The organism is Camelimonas sp. FR25 (assembly GCF_059740505.1).
Genome location: NZ_JCAWFG010000003.1, coordinates 12,173 through 29,360 on the forward strand (window position 1 = coordinate 12,173; position 17,188 = coordinate 29,360).

The 17,188-nt window shown below is 67.2% G+C and carries 12 protein-coding genes; 9 read left to right on the forward strand and 3 right to left on the reverse strand.

Annotation, left to right across the window (positions count from 1 at the left end; translation table 11 throughout):
• The first annotated feature begins 13 nt into the window (after positions 1-13).
• From pdxH to AC6A67_RS00080, 4 genes are all read left to right on the forward strand, one after another.
• Positions 14-565 (forward strand): pyridoxamine 5'-phosphate oxidase, encoded by a 552-nt coding sequence (gene pdxH, locus AC6A67_RS00065; RefSeq protein ID WP_498034469.1) that lies wholly within the window; start codon positions 14-16, stop codon positions 563-565.
• A 61-nt stretch (positions 566-626) separates the two neighbouring features.
• Complete coding sequence (locus tag AC6A67_RS00070; RefSeq protein ID WP_498034470.1) at positions 627-1,175, forward strand: NUDIX hydrolase; 549 nt, start codon at positions 627-629, stop codon at positions 1,173-1,175.
• A complete protein-coding gene (locus AC6A67_RS00075; RefSeq protein WP_498034471.1) occupies positions 1,172-1,804 on the forward strand; it encodes a TIGR02301 family protein in 633 nt (210 codons plus the stop codon). The genes AC6A67_RS00070 and AC6A67_RS00075 overlap by 4 nt, the downstream gene beginning before the upstream one ends.
• 379 nt (positions 1,805-2,183) lie before the next feature.
• Positions 2,184-2,438, forward strand: coding sequence for a hypothetical protein (locus AC6A67_RS00080; RefSeq protein ID WP_498034472.1), 255 nt, complete (start codon positions 2,184-2,186; stop codon positions 2,436-2,438).
• Between the two features lie 193 nt (positions 2,439-2,631).
• Here the strand turns inward: AC6A67_RS00080 and AC6A67_RS00085 are convergent, their stop codons facing one another.
• On the reverse strand, positions 2,632-2,904 hold the full coding sequence (locus AC6A67_RS00085) for a hypothetical protein (protein WP_498034473.1): 273 nt from the start codon (positions 2,902-2,904) through the stop codon (positions 2,632-2,634).
• Between the two features lie 242 nt (positions 2,905-3,146).
• Positions 3,147-5,075 (reverse strand): potassium transporter Kup, encoded by a 1,929-nt coding sequence (locus AC6A67_RS00090; RefSeq protein ID WP_498034474.1) that lies wholly within the window; start codon positions 5,073-5,075, stop codon positions 3,147-3,149.
• Positions 5,076-5,621: 546 nt separating this feature from the next.
• Here AC6A67_RS00090 and fabI point away from each other — a divergent pair.
• The 5 genes from fabI (at position 5,622) to ribB (ending at position 15,225) form a co-directional block, all read left to right on the forward strand.
• Positions 5,622-6,452: an enoyl-ACP reductase FabI gene (gene fabI, locus AC6A67_RS00095; protein WP_498034475.1), complete on the forward strand. Its 831-nt coding sequence runs from the start codon at positions 5,622-5,624 to the stop codon at positions 6,450-6,452.
• Between the two features lie 3 nt (positions 6,453-6,455).
• The gene (locus AC6A67_RS00100; protein WP_498034476.1) at positions 6,456-7,121 is read left to right on the forward strand and encodes a histidine phosphatase family protein; all 666 of its coding nucleotides are present in this window, start codon (positions 6,456-6,458) and stop codon (positions 7,119-7,121) included.
• Positions 7,122-7,937: 816 nt separating this feature from the next.
• Positions 7,938-11,996, forward strand: a complete 4,059-nt coding sequence (locus AC6A67_RS00105) for a Pls/PosA family non-ribosomal peptide synthetase (RefSeq protein WP_498034477.1) — start codon at positions 7,938-7,940, stop codon at positions 11,994-11,996.
• A 690-nt stretch (positions 11,997-12,686) separates the two neighbouring features.
• Positions 12,687-13,805 (forward strand): chorismate synthase, encoded by a 1,119-nt coding sequence (aroC, locus tag AC6A67_RS00110; protein WP_498034478.1) that lies wholly within the window; start codon positions 12,687-12,689, stop codon positions 13,803-13,805.
• A gap of 343 nt (positions 13,806-14,148) precedes the next feature.
• On the forward strand, positions 14,149-15,225 hold the full coding sequence (gene ribB / locus AC6A67_RS00115; protein ID WP_498034479.1) for a 3,4-dihydroxy-2-butanone-4-phosphate synthase: 1,077 nt from the start codon (positions 14,149-14,151) through the stop codon (positions 15,223-15,225).
• Between the two features lie 159 nt (positions 15,226-15,384).
• Here the strand turns inward: ribB and AC6A67_RS00120 are convergent, their stop codons facing one another.
• Entirely contained in the window at positions 15,385-16,317 is a 933-nt protein-coding gene (locus tag AC6A67_RS00120; protein ID WP_498034480.1) for a histone deacetylase family protein, read from the reverse strand.
• Between the last annotated feature and the right edge of the window lie 871 nt (positions 16,318-17,188).

The window sequence follows — 17,188 nt, forward strand, 5'->3', positions numbered from 1 at the left end:
ATTTGGTGAATGGATGGCAGACGCCGTCGCCGCCGAGATCAACGACCCCAACGCCATGACCCTGGCCACCGTCGACCCGGATGGCCTGCCCAACGCCCGCGTCGTGCTGCTCAAGGGCGTCGACGCCCAGGGCTTCAGCTTCTTCACCAACACCCGCAGCGCCAAGGGACAGGAGCTTGATGGCGCCGGCAAGGCGGCGATTGTGTTTCACTGGAAGTCGCTGCGCCGCCAGGTGCGGGCGCGTGGCCTGATCACCCGGGTCAGCGACGCGGAGGCGGACGCTTATTACGACAGCCGGCCGCTTGGCAGCCGCATCGGCGCCTGGGCCAGCAAGCAGTCGCAGCCGCTGGAATCGCGCGAGGAACTGACGGCGCGCGTCGCCGCCGTTGAGGCGCGCTATCCCGATGGCGCGCCGCCGCCGCGCCCACCGCACTGGACCGGCTATCGCCTTGTGCCGCTGGCCATCGAATTCTGGCACGACCGGCCCTATCGCCTGCACGACCGGGTGGTGTTCACCCGCCCCGACGCGGCGACGGCATGGAGCCGCCAGCGCCTGTTCCCCTGAGGGCGGCGCTCTGAGGCGGACGCGCCCGCGTATTTCCAACCACCCAGGCAGGGAGGCGACCTTGTCCGAAAGCTCCAGCGCCGACACGCACGTCGCCATTGCTGGCGAGGATCGCCGGGGGACGCCAGCGGATACGGCGCAGGCCCGCTCTTTGGTCGATGACGCCGACCGGCGGTTTCCAGCGCGCCCCTTTGTCGCCGCCAGTTGCCTCGTAGTGCGCGAGCAACGGATCTTGCTGGCCCAGCGGGCGGCGCCGCCGCTGGTGTGGAGCGCTCCTGGCGGCGTGGTCGAGGCGGGCGAAAGCCTGGAGGCGGCGGCGCTGCGCGAATTGCGCGAAGAAACTGGCGTGACGGCCGCCATCATTGGCCTCGCTGGCCATCTCGAGCACATCGCCTTCGAGCGCGGCGGCGCTGCGCCAGCCGACGCCAATGACCGCGTGTTGCGCCATTATGTTATCATGTGCTTCGCCGCCCACTGGGGCTGTGGCGATGGCCAGATCAGCGCCGAGGCGCCCGCGCTGGCCTGGGTGACGCCGCAACAGGCGGCGATGCTGTCGGCGACGCCTGGCCTGATCGGTTTGATGCACACGGCGCTGGCGATGGCGCAATGAGCGGGAGTATGCAGATGCGGCAGCGCCCCGAGGTCCGCCAAGCTGATGCGTCGACCGCCGTACAACCATCTGGCAGCCGTAGCGCGGCTGCGGATCAGGCGCCGCCAGGAAAGCCGTCAGGAAAACTGGCTTATGCAGCCGGGCTTGTAGCCCTGCTCACCCTGGCCATCGCCGCTGGCGCCCACCCGGCGCTGGCCCAGCCGCTACATGTCGCTTCCGCTACGCATACGCGCGTCTCTGGCCTCCTGCCTGGTGGCGACGCATTGTCCCGTGGCGGCTTCTGGCCTGAAGGCGCCGTGGCGCTGGCGCGGGCGACGCGCGGCGCATCCGGCGGCATTGACCAGAACATGGCGCGGCTGGCGGAGATCATGGGCGGGCTGGCGTGGCTCAGGCCATTGTGTGGCGCTGGCGACGCCGCCGCCTGGCGTGAGCGGGTCGCCGCGCTGATGGCCGCCGAATCGGCGACGCCAGAGCGGCGCGAGCGCATCGCCGGCGCCTATAACGCCGGCTACAAGGCCTACAGCTACACTTACAGGCGCTGCACCCCATCGGCGGAGCTGGCGATCCAGCGCTATCTCGCCGAGGGCGCCGAGCTGACGCGCAATCTGGCGGCGCGGGCCGCCCGCTAGCGTCCCACATGCTGGCGCACGCCGGGCGCGTCAGGCCACTCACCTGGCGCTGTCCACCAGACAGCCTCGCGCAGCGCGACCGCCCCGGGCCTGGCCGCCTCCTCGTCCCTGTTCCAGGGCATCGAGATCGCCCGATTGCTGGTTTTCCGGCGCAATCTTTGCAACCTGGCCCGGATGCCTTCGGCCTTGCCCCCAAAAAGTGGCCAAGGCGCCAAAACTTGCCCAAAACGCCGCCAAAATGTCACGGTTGCAGCGCAAGTGGGAAATTTACCCACAGCCAGCCCTATGTTAACTCTCTGGCAAGAACCTCATGGCGCAGCTTCCGGCAAAAGCTATTCTGTCGCCGCAATGCACATGCTCCGGCATTCAGGCGCGAGTGATGAACGACACACATTTTGATTATGACCACAGCGATGTCAGCGACGAAAAGCGGGCGGCGCTGACCTATCTGTCCGAAGCCTTTGCCGAAGCCCAGCTGGACGGGCTCGATGGCGATTGCGTGGCCCACGCCGCGCTGTTCACCGCCTTCCGCGAACTGGTGGGGGTCTATGGCGAGGAAGCCGTCGCCACCTTCGCCGAAAGCCTGCCCGCCCGTCTGCGCGACGGCGGCTTCTCCACCACGCGCCGTCACTGACGCCCTCGAGAGGCGCGTTGTCGCGACGCGCCACGATCACTCCGGCTAGCACAGCGTTCGCCCCCGGCCCGCGTTCAGGCGGCGGCGAGCGCCGCCCTCCTCCTATCACTCGCCGTCATGGCCGACCGGACAGGCGCAAGCCCCCTCTGTGCCTGAGCATTTCCTGATCTGTCAGACTTGACCGGACAGGCTGTCAGTCGGCTGAACGCAAGGCCACGCCATCATCGCCATCGTCGCGCCGCGACGCCAGCGTCCGCGCCACATGCTTGTGGGCCCTGGCGGCATGGGTCGCCGCGGACTCTGCCCGGCTTTTGCTGACGCAGTGCAAGGCCGCCGCCAGCGCCGGAATCGCCACGGGCCGGAAGGTCAAACTCCGCTCGCCATTGCGCAAGGCGCCATGGGGGCCGTGATGACCGTGCACCGCCTTGTGAGCCTGCGCCTGCTGGACGTGCTGCTTGTGCGCCATTGTACCTGACCCGCACCCAAATGAGCTGAACTGGACCGCGCGCCGTGTGTTAACGTTGCGCGCGCCGTCGACCTGCAGCCTGTCCGCCTCCTGCGGCGCAGACCAGTCGAGGCGACAACAAAGCCAGTCAACGGCGCCGAATATGGGGCGAATACTGGACGCAACCATGAAGTAGCGCCCACATGTGCGTGAGCGCACCAATGTAACGGCGGGCGCAGCGCCGCTCTACACGCCACATGGCGCTACAGCGTCACCTGGGTCCCCACCTCGACCACGCGCCCGGTGGGGATCTGGAAGAAGTCTGTAGCATCCGAGGCGTTGCGCGCGAGGAACACATACATTTTCGATTGCCACAGCCGCATGCGTGGGGTGGCGCCTATGCGCAGCGAGCGCCGCGACACGAAGAACGACGTCGACATGATGTCGAAGCGCCAGCCCTGACTGCGGGCGATGGCGAGGCCGCGCGGCACATTGGGGCTTTCGGCGTAGCCAAACGACATGATCACCCGGCTGAAGCCATCGCGGATTGGCTCGATGACCACCCGCTCGGCGTCCGGCACGCGCGGCCGGTCCTCGGTGACCACCGTCAGCATGACGTTCTTCTCGTGCAGCACCTTGTTGTGCTTCACGTTGTGCAGCAGCGCCGCCGGGGCGAAGTCGGGGTCTGAAGTCAGGAACACCGCCGTGCCGCGCACCCGGTGCGGATTGCTCTTGCCGAGGATGTCGACCAGTTCGTTGATCGGCATTTCCGCCTTGCGGGTCTTTTCCAGCACGATGCGGGTGCCGCGCCGCCACACCAGCATCAGCGTCATGATGATGCCGGCGACGATGATCGGGAACAGGCCGCCGTGCAGCGCCTTGAGCAAATTGGCCAGCAGGAAGGTGGCGTCGATGATCAGGAACGGCAGCATGATCAGCGCCGCCAGCCACATGGGCTTCTTCCAGCTCTTCCAGATCACGATGAAGGCGAGGATCGCCGTCACCACCATGGTGCCGGTCACCGCCACGCCATAGGCAGCGGCCAGATCGGAGGAGTTGCGGAACAGCGCCACCGCCAGCAGCACGCCGGCCAGCAGCAGGTAATTGATGCGCGGCAGATAGATTTGCCCGGCGTTGGTCTCCGACGTGTAACGGATCTCAAGGCGCGGAATCAGCCCGAGCTGGATGGCCTGGCGGCTGAGCGAGAAGGCGCCGGTGATCACGGCCTGGCCGGCGATGATGGTGGCCAGCGTCGCCATGATCACCATGGGCAGCAGCGCCCATTCAGGGAACAGCAAAAAGAACGGATTGGCCAGTTTCTCAGGATGGGCCAGCACCAGAGCGCCCTGCCCGAGATAATTCAGGGCCAGCGCCGGCAGCGCCATGAACCAGGTGAAGCGGATCGGGCCAGCGCCAAAATGGCCAAGGTCGGCGTAGAGCGCCTCGGCGCCAGTGACCGCGAGGAACACCGCGCCGAGAATGGCGAGGCTGATGGCGCCGTTGCGGACGATGAAATCAAAGGCGTAGCGCGGATCGAGCGCCCAGAACACGCCGAGATCGTCCTTGATGTGATAGAGCCCGCCCAGCGCCAGCAGGGTGAACCAGACGATCATCACCGGGCCGAACAATTTGGCCACGGTGGCGGTGCCCCGGCTCTGCACCAGGAACAAAACGGCGAGAATGGCGGTGGCGATTTGCGGCACGGCGTGATCGAGCGCCGGGGTGATGAGCTTGATGCCCTCGACCGCCGACAGCACGGAAATCGCCGGGGAAATTATGGCGTCGCCGTAAAACAGCGCCGCTCCCAGCATGCCGAGAAAGACGATGAAGCGGCTGTTGGCATGGCCAAGCGCCCGTTGCGCCAGGGCCATCAGGGACAGGATGCCGCCTTCGCCATTATTGTCGGCGCGCAGCAGGATGAAGACGTATTTGACCGTCACCACCAGCATCAGCGCCCACAGGATCAGCGACAGCACGCCGACCACCGATGCCCTGGCGTCGAGGCCGCTCTCCATGCCGACCTTTGCGGCTTCGCGAAAAGCGTAGAGCGGGCTGGTGCCGATGTCGCCGAACACCACGCCGGCTGCGCCGACCACCAGCGCCCAGAATCCAGCCTGTTTATGAGCGCCGCCAGCCGCATCTGCGGCGACGGCAGCCGCTGCGGCGTCGTCCTGGCCCTGTTTCATCGCCATTTATATTTATCCCTGGACGCTGCGGCGCTGCGCCCGGTTTCGCCGCCGGCCGGTTGCGAGTTGAGCGCTGGCCTCACCCTCACGGCGAGCCGCCGCGCCGCTTCGCAGCCGTCAGCCTCATAGAGGCTTGCAATCGGCTTTTTCGCAATGGTCTGAGGCAAAACTCTCACCAGCTTGTCAATCGTCACGGGTGATCCCGGGCCCGATGCCCGCTCAGGGGGGGGGGAGCCAGGGACGTCAGGCCGCCAGGGGCGCCGATATATAGCAACGTCCCCTGGGCGCAACCCACGCAAAAGGCTGAGGTCCGGATGGAGCCTGTTTGGCCGGGCATTCTTACGTTGCGGAAGATGCGCGGCGCCGGCGGCGCGGCGTCACGCGACGCGGGAACCAGCCGCCGCGTGGCGTATAGATCGCAACATGGGCCGCAAACGCCATCTCAGGCGAAACGTCCCCGCAATCGGGCTTCCGTCACGCCGGTTGGTCAGCTAAAGATGCGTCAGATGAAGCGTCGACAGTTCCGGTCGGCGGCAGGGTTCAAAGTTCACCATGGCAGGCAACGTTGCGCAGTTAACTAATCTCATGGCCGGCAAACGCGGCGTCATCATGGGATTGGCCAACAACAAATCCATTGCCTGGGGCATCGCGAAAGCCGCGCGCCAGCACGGCGCCGAGATCGCCCTGACCTATCAGGGCGACGCGCTGAAGAAGCGGGTGGAGCCCCTCGCAGCCGAGCTGGGCGCCATCGTCGTGGGCCATTGCGACGTGACCGACGCCGCCTCCATCGACGCGGTGTTCGCCGAGCTCGAGAAGCAGTGGGGCAAGATCGATTTTCTGGTCCATGCCATCGCGTTTTCCGACAAGGATGAGCTGACCGGGCGCTACCTCGACACCACCGAGGCCAATTTCAGCAAGTCCATGCTGATCTCCTGCTACTCGCTCACCGCCATCACCCAGCGAGCCGAGAAGCTGATGACCGACGGCGGCTCGATCCTGACCCTGACCTATTACGGCGCCGAAAAGTGGATGCCGCATTACAATGTCATGGGCGTGGCCAAGGCGGCGCTGGAGGCTTCGGTGCGCTATCTGGCGGCGGACCTCGGTCCCAAGGCTATTCGCGTCAACGCCATTTCGGCGGGTCCGATCAAGACCCTCGCCGCGTCGGGCATTGGCGATTTCCGCTACATCCTGAAGTGGAACGAATATAATTCGCCCATGCGCCGATCGGTGACCATCGACGACGTCGGCGAGAGCGCCGCTTACTTCCTCTCCCACATGTCGCGCGGCGTCACCGGCGAGGTGCACCATGTCGACGCTGGCTACCACGTGGTCGGCATGAAGAACCCGGAAGCGCCGGACATCATCCTGAACAAGGACTGAGCGGTGCACGCGCCGCTCCAGCCGATCACCGAGCTATCAGAGGCGCCGCCGCGGGTCACCCCGCGCGGCGTCATCTGGTTTGTGCGCCATGGCGAAACCGACTGGAACGCCGCCGGACGGCTGCAGGGACGCCGCGACACGGCGCTGAACCGCACCGGCCAACGCCAGGCCGGCGTGGCGGGGGCCTTGCTGCAGCAGTTGCTGCCTAACCTCGCCAGCCTCGCCTTTCGCGCCAGCCCGCTGGCGCGCGCCCGCGCCACCATGGAGATCGCCCGCGCCAGCCTCGGCCTCGATCCGCTGGATTATGTGGCGGATGAGCGGCTGGCCGAAATCTCGTTTGGCCGCTGGGAAGGCAACCCGTGGAAAGACATCCGCGCCCGCCATCCCGCCGCCCACAAGGCGCGCAAGGCCGCGCCCTGGACCTACAGGCCGCCAGAGGGCGAGAGCTACGCCGATGTCGCCGCCCGCCTCGCCCCAGCCATCGCCGGGCTCAGCGGCGATACGGTGATCGTCTCCCATGGCGGCGTGGCCCGCGCCCTTCTGGCCATCACCTGCGGCATCCCCGTCAATGAGGCGGTGCGCTTCGAGGTCTGGCAAGGCCGGGTGCTGCGCATTGACGCCAACGGCTGGCGCTGGCTGCCCGAAGACATGCCGCCCGGCCACGGCTGACGCCGTATGGGGATGGCGCGAACGCGCGCCCCCATCGCCAGCGGCGCCGCAACCGGCCTCCCCTTAGCCGTGCACGATACCGGCGCCCAATGACGGACGGTCGTTGGCGCTGGCGGCGACCCAGGACGTGGATGCCCGTGACGAGCACGGGCATGACGCGGCGGGGGCGGGAGCTGGACGCGCTTCCCCCCAGCGCCCCGATATTCAGTCGCCCCACGCTGTTGCTGCTATCAACCACGGCCATCCGCATCGCGACCACCGCGGCCCGCCACCACGCTCCATCACCACGCCCCGCCACCTCTCCGCCGTCATGCCCGTGCTCGTCACGGGCATCCACGGTTGCGCTGATGACGGACGCAGTAGCGCCAGATGACGGTTGCAGGCCGACGTTGGCGCGCCCAAAGACGTGGATGCCCGTGACGAGCACGGGCATGACGCGGCGGGGTTGAGAGCCTGCGCGCTGCCCCCCAAGCGCCCCGATACTCCGTCGCCCCAGGGCTGTTGCTGCTATCAGCCCCGGCCATCGGCACCGCGACCACCGCGCCCCGCCACTACGCCCCATCACACCCCGCCACCTCTCCGCCGTCATGCCCGTGCTCGTCACGGGCATCCACGGTTGCGCTAATGACGGACGCAGTCGCGCCAGATGACGGTTGCAGGCCGACGCTGGCGCGCCCAGCCGCTGTCATCATTCCGTTCATTTTCGTTCATCCCCGGTTCAGCCAGCCCGGCGCATTGCTGCGTCCAAAGCGCCTTACCTGGCGCGTGATCGGGGCGACGGCGCTGGCGATGGCGGCCTTGCCCGGGCGAGGACTGATGAAAATCCCAAGCGAACCCATGGCGTCAGGCCTTGCTGGCCTTGCCGCTGCGCCCTCCTCTCTGGCCGGGCCGACCCGCCCCGATTTCGCCCGCGACGAGACGCTCGCGGAAATCTTCGCCGCCACGGTGCGCCTGCGCGGTTATCGCATCGCCTTCAGCTGCGGCGATCAGGTGTGGACCTACGCCCAGGTCAGCGACATCACCGAGAAAATGGCCCGGGCGTTGGCGGCGCAGGGCGCTGGCCCCGGCAAGGTCATTGGCCTGTGGGCGCCGCGCGGCGTGGCGCTACTCATGGCGCAGATCGCCATCACCCGCACCGGAGCCGCCTGGTTGCCCTTTGACGCTGACGCGCCGGTGGATCGCATCGCCACCTGCCTTGCCGACGCCGGCGCCCTTGGCCTTGTGACGGTGGACGCCCTGTCGCCGCGCGCCGCCGCCGCCAAATTTCCGCTGTTCACCGTTGAGAGCCTGCAAGCCGCTGCCGACCTGCCGCCGCTCGCCGACCCGCGCGCCCGTGGCCAGACCGCCGATAGCCCGGCCTATATGATCTACACCTCCGGCTCGACCGGCGTGCCCAAAGGCATCGTCATCAGCCAGCGCAACACCTGCCATTTCCTGCGGGCCGCCAATGACGTCTATGGCCTGACGCCAGATGACGTGGTGTTCCAGGGCGCCTCGGTGGCCTTCGACCTGTCGATGGAGGAAATCTGGGTTCCCTATCTGATCGGCGCGACGCTGCATGTGGCGACGCCGGAGGTGATGGCCGACATCGAGGCGCTGCCCGGCGTGCTTGAGGCGGCGGGCGTCACCGTGCTCGACACCGTGCCGACGCTGTTGGCGCTGTTGCCACGCGATGTGCCCAGCCTGCGCGTCATCCTGCTCGGCGGCGAGGCGCTGCCAGCTCCGCTGATCGCCCGCTGGGCCCGCCAGGGGCGGCAGATCTTCAATACCTATGGCCCGACCGAAGCCACGGTGGTGGCCACGGTCGCCGAGGTGGTGCCTGGTCAGGTCGTGACCATCGGCAAGCCGCTGCCCAATTACACCTGCTACGTCGTCGACGAGGCGCTGCAGCCGGTGGCCCCGGGCGTCGAAGGCGAATTGCTGATCGGCGGCCCTGGCGTCGCCACCGGCTATCTGCGCCGCCCCGAACTCACCGCCGAGAAATTCATCGCCAACCCCTTCGCTGGCGACGCCAAGGTCATCGACCCGGTGCTGTATCGCTCCGGCGATGCGGTGAGCCTCGATCTCGACGGCAATATCCTGTTCCACGGCCGCATCGACGATCAGGTCAAGATCCGCGGGTTCCGGGTCGAACTGGGCGAGATCGAAGCGGCGCTGGCCGATTTTCCAGATGTGGCCCAGGCCGCCGTGGTGGTGCGCCAGGATGATGGCGTCGACCGGCTGGTAGCGTTCATTGTGCCGCAGCCAGGGGCCAGCATCGACCGCATGGCCATCCGCACCGGCCTGCGCGACCGGCTGCCATCCTATATGTGCCCGTCGCATTTCGAGCTGGCGACGGCGCTGCCGCGTCTGACCTCGGGGAAAATCGACCGCAAGACCCTGAAGGGTGTGGCGCTAAGCGCCCGTGAGGCGGCGACTGAAGAAACGCCGCAGAGCGACGCCGAGGCGGTGCTGCTCGCCGCCGCCCAGCATGTGTTCCCGGGGCAGGCGATCCCGTTTGAGGCGGATTTCTTCCTCGATCTCGGCGGCCATTCGCTGCTGGCGGCGCGTTTTGTTTCCGAGGTGCGCCGCCATCCGGCCTACGCCACCTTGACCATGCAGGATGTCTACGCCGCCCGCACCCTGCGCGCCATGGCGGCGCTGGCAGCGGCCAATGCCGGCGATGGCCCGCAGGATCTGTCGTTCGAGCCGGTTCCGCTGGCCCGCCGGTTCTGGTGCGGCGTCGCCCAGGCGCTGGCCCTGCCGGTCATTCTCGGGCTCGTCACCATCCAGTGGCTGGGCCTGTTCCTCGCCTCCATCGCGGTGATGAATGACGACGCCTCGATCTGGACCGAGATGGCGGTGCTGTTCACCGTCTATGTGGTGCTGAACATCGGCGCCAAATTGCTGATCGCCGGCGTCAAATGGCTGGTGCTGGGGCGGACACGACCTGGCCGCTATCCACTGTGGGGCGTCTATTACTTCCGCGTCTGGTTCGTGCAGCGCATGATCCAGGCGACGACGCTGAAATTCCTGCAAAATTCGCCCTTGATGCGGATTTATCTGCGCATGCTCGGCGCCAAGATCGGCAAGGACGCCATCATTGGCGACTTCGAAGCCGGGGCCATCGACCTGATCACCATTGGCGATTACGCCTCCACCGGGGCCAAAAATCGCTTCGCCAATGTTCAGGTGGTCGGCAATGAGCTGGTGATCGGCACGATCGACATCGGCGCCGACGCTTACACTGGCAATTCCTGCTCCTTCGGCCCCAACAGCCGCCTCGGCCGCAGCGCCGAGCTGGCCGACCTCACCGCCATCCCCGAGAATGGCGTGGTGGGCGATGGCGAAAAGTGGGAGGGCTCCCCGGCCCGCAAGATCGGCATGGTCGATCTGGCGGCGTTGCCGCCGCAAGCCGAGGCCGGGCGCCTGACCCGCGCGGCCCAGGGCGTGACCTATGGCCTTGGCTATATCGTCATGCTGATGCTCGGCCTGCTGCCGATCTTCCCGGCGTTCTACGTATTGTACAATCTCGACAGCCTGTTCAGCGGCGCCGCCGACCATGACGTGTCCTGGGCGATGTTGCCGCTGCTGACGCTGCCGACGGCCCTGGCGCTGATACTTGTGGCGATGGCGGCGATCATCGTCTGCCGCTGGATCATCCTGCCACGCCGGGTGCAGCCGGGCGTGCATTCGATCCACTCGTGGTTCTATGTGCGCAAATGGCTGATGGGCCTCGCCACCGAGGTGACGCTGGAGACCCTGAACTCGCTCTACGCCACGCTGTTCATGCGCATCTGGTATCGCATGATGGGCGCGAAGATCGGCAAGGGCTCGGAAATCTCGACCAATCTGGCCGGGCGCTATGACCTCGTTGACATTGGCGCGGGCAATTTCCTCGGCGATGAGGTGATCTTCGGCGATGAGGAGATCCGGCGCGGCTATATGGACCTGCACCGGGTGAAGACCGGCGACCGGGTGTTCCTCGGCAATGACGCCATCGTTCCGGGCGGCTCGGTGATCGAGGACGATTCGCTGCTCGGCATCAAATCGCGCATGCCGCAGAGCCTGCACATCGGCCAGGGCGAAACCTGGTTCGGCAGCCCGGCGATCCGGCTGCCGGTGCGGCAGAAGTTCGAGGTCTCGGCCAATTTCACCTATCAGCCGCCGAAGCGCATGCTGTTCCTGCGTGGCCTGTTTGAGGCGACGCACACCTCGCTGCCCACCGCACTGTTCATCACCTGCGGTTACATCACCGCCGACGTGATCTCCGGCCCCATCGCCGAGGGCGCATGGCTGAGCGCGCTCGGCGTGTTCCTTGCTGCGGGCGTGGTCATCGCGCTGGCGCTTGTGGCGTTCTCGGCCATCGTCAAATGGCTGATGATGGGCGCTTACCGGCCCTGCGCCCACCCCATGTGGTCGTGGTGGGCGATGCGCACCGAGGCGGTGGCGGTGATCTATGGCGGCCTCGTCGGCAAGGCGTCGCTGGAGTTCTTCCGCGGCACGCCGTTCCTGCCCTGGCTGTTGCGGGTTTACGGCACGAAAATCGGCAAGGGCGTGTGGATGGACTGGACCGACCTCACCGAGTTCGACTGCGTCAAAATTGGCGACCACTGCGCCGTCAACATGACCGCCACCTTGCAGACCCATCTCTATGAGGACCGCGTCATGAAGGTGGGCCGCATCGAACTCGGCACGGGCGTCACCATCGGCGCTGGCTCCACCGTGCTCTACGACACCCATGTCGGCGACTTCGCCCGCATCGGCCAGACCACCATCATCATGAAGGGCGAGAACGTGCCGGCGCACTCGCAATGGGCCGGCGCTCCCGCCCAGCCCGTGCGCGGCGCCGCGGCCCAGACAGCCGCAGCCCCGGCGCCGAGGCTGGCGGCCTGAGATGGTCACTGATGCGAAGGGCGGCTCAGCGCCGCCCTTCGGCTGTCCGGCGCCGTCGCGGCGCAAATGCCAGCGCGACAAAGGTCCTTCACCGCAGCTGCGCCACTCCAACTGAGGCCCCGCAGCCCCCCCATCGCCTGGCCCTCCCTCCGCCGTCATGGTCGGGCTTGACCCGACCATCCACGTCTTTAACCGCCGCGCAGCCCACCACAGAAAACGCGTGGATGCCCGCGACAAGCGCGGGCATGACGGGCTGGGGGAGCGGCGCGATGCACTACGGCTGGCGTCGACCTGCGGCGACCCGACGGGGCTCCTACGCAAGGCTCAGCCCTGCAGCCGGGCAAGCGCTGCAGAAAGTCCAACGCTGCATGGCGCCAAGGCGCGGCAGAGCGGACAGCGCAACAGCGGTCCCCGTCGCCCGCCCCCCTCCGCCGTCATGGTCGGGCTTGCCCCGACCATCCACGTCTTCAACCGCCGAGCAGCCCCACCACAGCAAACGCGTGGATGCCCGCGACAAGCGCGGGCATGACGGGCGGGGGGAGCGGCGCGGGGTGTGCGGGATGGGGCGGAGCGCGCGGTCGCCGCGCAGGCGCCGGCTTGCGACTGCCGAAACAGCCTCGCGCCCTCGCCCTGTCAGGAGACATTTGACCGGGCGCACGGCCAGCCCTATGCAAGCGACAGAGGAAATCCATGTCGCACAACTCATTCGGCCATCTGTTCCGCGTCACCACCTTTGGCGAGAGCCACGGCCCGGCCATTGGCTGCGTCGTCGACGGCTGCCCCCCTGGCATTGCGCTGACCGAAGCCGACATCCAGCGTGATCTGGATCGTCGCAAGCCGGGCCAGTCGCGCTTCACCACCCAGCGGCGCGAGGCCGATGAGGTGCAGATTCTCTCCGGCGTCTTCGCCCACCCCGACAGCGGCGAGCAGGTGACCACGGGCACGTCGATCGGCCTTCTGATCAACAACACCGACCAGCGCTCCAAGGACTACGGCGACATCAAGGACAAGTATCGGCCTGGCCACGCCGATTTCGCCTATGACGTCAAATATGGCCTGCGCGATTATCGCGGCGGCGGCCGGTCGTCGGCGCGTGAGACCGCCATGCGCGTGGCCGCCGGGGCCATCGCCCGCAAGGTCGTGCCAGGCCTGATCGTGCGCGGCGCCGTGGTGCAGATCGGCCCGCACCGCATCAATCGCGACAATTGGGACTGGGGCATTGTCGGCGACAATCCGTTCTTCTGCCCTGACGCGGCGATGGTCGATGTCTTCGCCGACTACCTCGACGGCATCCGCAAGAGCGGCTCATCCATCGGCGCGGTGATCGAGGTGGTGGCCGAGGGCGTGCCGGCGGGCCTTGGCGCGCCGATCTATGGCAAGCTCGACACCGATATCGCCGCCAATCTGATGAGCATTAACGCGGTGAAGGGCGTCGAGATTGGCGATGGCTTCGCCGCCGCCGAACTGACCGGCGAGGCCAATGCCGACGAATTGCGCATGGGCAATGACGGCAAGCCGCTGTTCCTGTCCAATCACGCTGGCGGCGTGGTCGGCGGCATCTCGACGGGCCAGGCGGTGATCGCCCGCTTCGCCGTCAAGCCAACCTCATCGATCCTGACGCCGCGCCAGACCATCGACCGCGCCGGCGCCGAGGCCGATATTCTGACCAAGGGCCGCCACGACCCCTGCGTCGGCCTGCGCGCCGTGCCCGTGGGCGAGGCCATGGTGGCCTGCGCCATCGCTGATCATTATCTGCGCGACCGCGCCCAGACCGGCGGTCTCCGCCACTGGCCAGGCCCGCGCAGCTGAAGACAGCTGACGTTTGGCGACTTGTGACTTGTCGCTTGCAGCTGGCGAGGACGGCGCGCGCCGCAGTGGACAAATCCACCGCCGGGCGGCCATGCTTGATCTGACGCAAGGCGGCGGCCGCCGCGCAGGGGCCAGACTGCGCCCTGGCCCGGTTTGCGCGCCGGGGCCTTGTGGCGCATGAGGTTTCGGCAGGCGTCTTGCGCCTGCCCTGCCGGCGCTGCCCCAGCAGGCGACTGACGCCTGATGGAGCGGAGTGCGCCCGGATTACGGGAGAGTGGAGCATGGCCTGGTCAGCCTTGACCGGGCCGGGCTCTGGCGCAGCAATGCGGAGGTCGTCGCAGCCATGTCGAACAACGTCAATGAAGCCATCGAAGCCATCGCCCGCGGCGACATCATCATCGTCACCGACGATGATGACCGCGAAAATGAAGGCGATCTGATCTGCGCCGCCTCGCTGTGCACCACCGAGAAGATGGCCTTCATCATCCGCAACACCTGCGGCATCGTCTGCGCGCCAGTCTCACGTGAGGAAGCGGTGCGGTTGCGGCTTGATCCAATGGTCGCCGCCAATGACGCGCCGCTGGGCACCGCCTTCACCATCACGGTCGACGTCAAGCATGGCCTGACCACTGGCATCTCCGCCGAGCAGCGCGCCAATACGGTGCGCGGCCTCGCCAATGGCAATTTCGGCCCCGAGGATTTCGTTCGCCCCGGCCATGTCTTCCCGTTGATCGCCCGCGATGGCGGCGTGCTGATGCGCTCGGGCCATACCGAGGCCGCGGTTGATCTGTGCCGCCTCGCCGGCCTGCCGCCGGTCGGCGTCATCTGCGAACTGGCCAATGACGACGGCACGGTGATGAAGGGCGAGCAGATCGACGCCTTCGCCGCGCAGCACAATCTCAAGCGCATCTCGGTGGCCGACCTGATCGCCTACCGCCGTTCGCGCGAGAAGCTGGTGGAGCGGGTCGGCTCCTTCCCGGTGAAGACCCGCCACGGCGAGCTCACCGGTTATGTCTATGAGACCGGCCTCGACACCGTGCAGCATTTCGCCTTCGTCATGGGGGCGATCGGTAATGGCGAGGCCGTGCCCGCCCGCCTGCACCGCGCTGATGTGGTGTCGGACCTGTTCGGCCCCTCCGCCGTCGAACAGGCGGTGGCCCGCTTTGCCCGTGAGGGGCGCGGCGTGCTGGTCTATCTGCGCGACGGCGCCGCTGGCGTGCCGCTGCACCGCCAGGACGAGAGCCCGGCGACCGCCGAGGAAAGCCGGGTGCGCGAATGGCGCGAGATCGGCCTCGGCGCGCAGATCCTGCGCGATCTGGGCGTCTCGTCCATCGTCAACCTGTCCTCAACCCCGCGCGCCTTCGTCGGCCTCGCCGGCTTCGGCATCGAGATCGTGCGGACAGAGAAGGTGGACGGCTGACGCCGGCTCCCGGGACGCAGGCGCAGGGGGGGACGGCGTCTACCGCTTCTCCATGCTGGAGATTGCACGCAATGTAACGATGCGGCGGCGAAGGGGCCGCCGCGCGTTTGCTGTCGCCGCCCATAGTGGCGCGGGCCGCCCTGACCGGGCGGCCCTGCGTCAGCCGGCCATCAGCGCCTCGACATGCACCGAAACGCTGCGCTGCAGCGCCTCCAGATCGTAGCCACCCTCCAGCACCGAAACGACGCGGCGTTTGCTACGCCGGTCGGCGAGATCGAGCAGCCGCCGGGTCGCCCAGGCGAAGTCATTCTCGGTGAGGTTGATATTGGCCAGCGGATCGCGCCAGTGGGCGTCAAAGCCGGCGGAGATGATCACCAGATCCGGCTTGAAGCTGTCGACGCGCGGCAGCACCATCAGGTCGAAAATCTCGCGATAGGTCCGGCCATTGGTGCCCGGCGTCAGCGGAATATTGACGATATTGTTGTGTTCGCCGCGTTCGCCCATGTCGCCCGTATGCGGGAACAGCGGCGCCTCATGCGTCGAGCAATACATGACGCGCGGATCATCCCAGAAGATGTCCTGGGTGCCATTGCCGTGGTGCACGTCCCAGTCGACGATCGCCACCCGCTCAAGCCCGTGCGCCTCGATGGCGTGGCGCGCGGCGATGGCGGCGTTGTTGAAGAAGCAGAAGCCCATCGCCTTGTCGTGCTCGGCGTGATGGCCTGGCGGGCGGGTGGCGACAAAGGCGTTCATCACCGCCCCAGACAACACCTCATCAACCGCGCGCACGGCGCCGCCGACGCCGCGCATCGCCGCCTCCCAGGTGCCCATGCTCATGGTGGTGTCGGCCTCAACCTCCACCAGGCGGCCATCGGTGGGGGCCAGCGCGCGCAACCGCTCCACATGCTCGCGCGTATGGCAGCGCAGCACGTCCGCCTCCGTGCCCATGGGCGCCGGCTCACGCACCAAAAGGGCGAACTTCTCGTCCTCCAGGGCGCGCTCCACGGCGCGCATGCGTTCATTGCTTTCAGGATGGCCAGGCCCCGCGTCGTGCAGGAGACAGGCCGGATGCGACAGATACAACGTCGTCAAATGGGAGCCCTGTAAGAACGATATCAGTTATGACACTGTTGCAAGCCAGTCGCCGCTTGTCCATCGCCCCATGCAGGTTTGGCCTGGGCGATATGCGAGGGTTCCTCGAGGGCGCCGGGGATGGAGTTGGGGCTGCATGCAGGGGAAGTTTGGCGGCGTGCTGGGATGTCTGGCAGGGGATCTTTGCAAGGGATGCCTGACCACGATGATTGGCAACGATATTTGGCAAGGAAGCTTGGCAAGGATATTTGGCAAGAATGCCTGGCAAGGATGCCTGGCAAGGATGCTTTCCGGCGATGCCCGGCAGGAATGCTTACCTGTGGGCGCTACGCCCGCCTCCCCTTCCACAGCCGCCCCCACAACAGCGCGCTGACAACACACCGCATTCCCCTCCTCCAAAGCCCCCCTCTCGCCGTCATGGTCGGGCTTGTCCCGACCATCCACGACTTGCGGCGCGCAACCATGGCGCCGACGAAAACGCGTGGATGCCCGCGAAGAGCGCGGGCATGACGGCTTGGTGTCGGGAGCAGTGACGCCTTGGCCATGCTGTCGTCTTGACCGCGCGATCCAACTTGGCGTCGCTGCGTCCTGGCCCACGCCCGCCGCCACCCTCCAGCCGTCATGGTCGGGCTTGACCCGACCATCCACGACTTGCGGCGCGCAACCGGGGCGCAGACGAAAACGCGTGGATGCCCGCGACGAGCGCGGGCATGACGGCCTGGTGGCGGGAGTGGCGACGCCTTGGCCATGCTGTCGTCTTGACCACGCGATCCAACTTGGCGCCGCTGCGTCCTGGCCCACGCCCGCCGCCACCCTCCAGCCGTCATGGTCGGGCTTGTCCCGACCATCCACGACTTGCGGCGCGCAACCG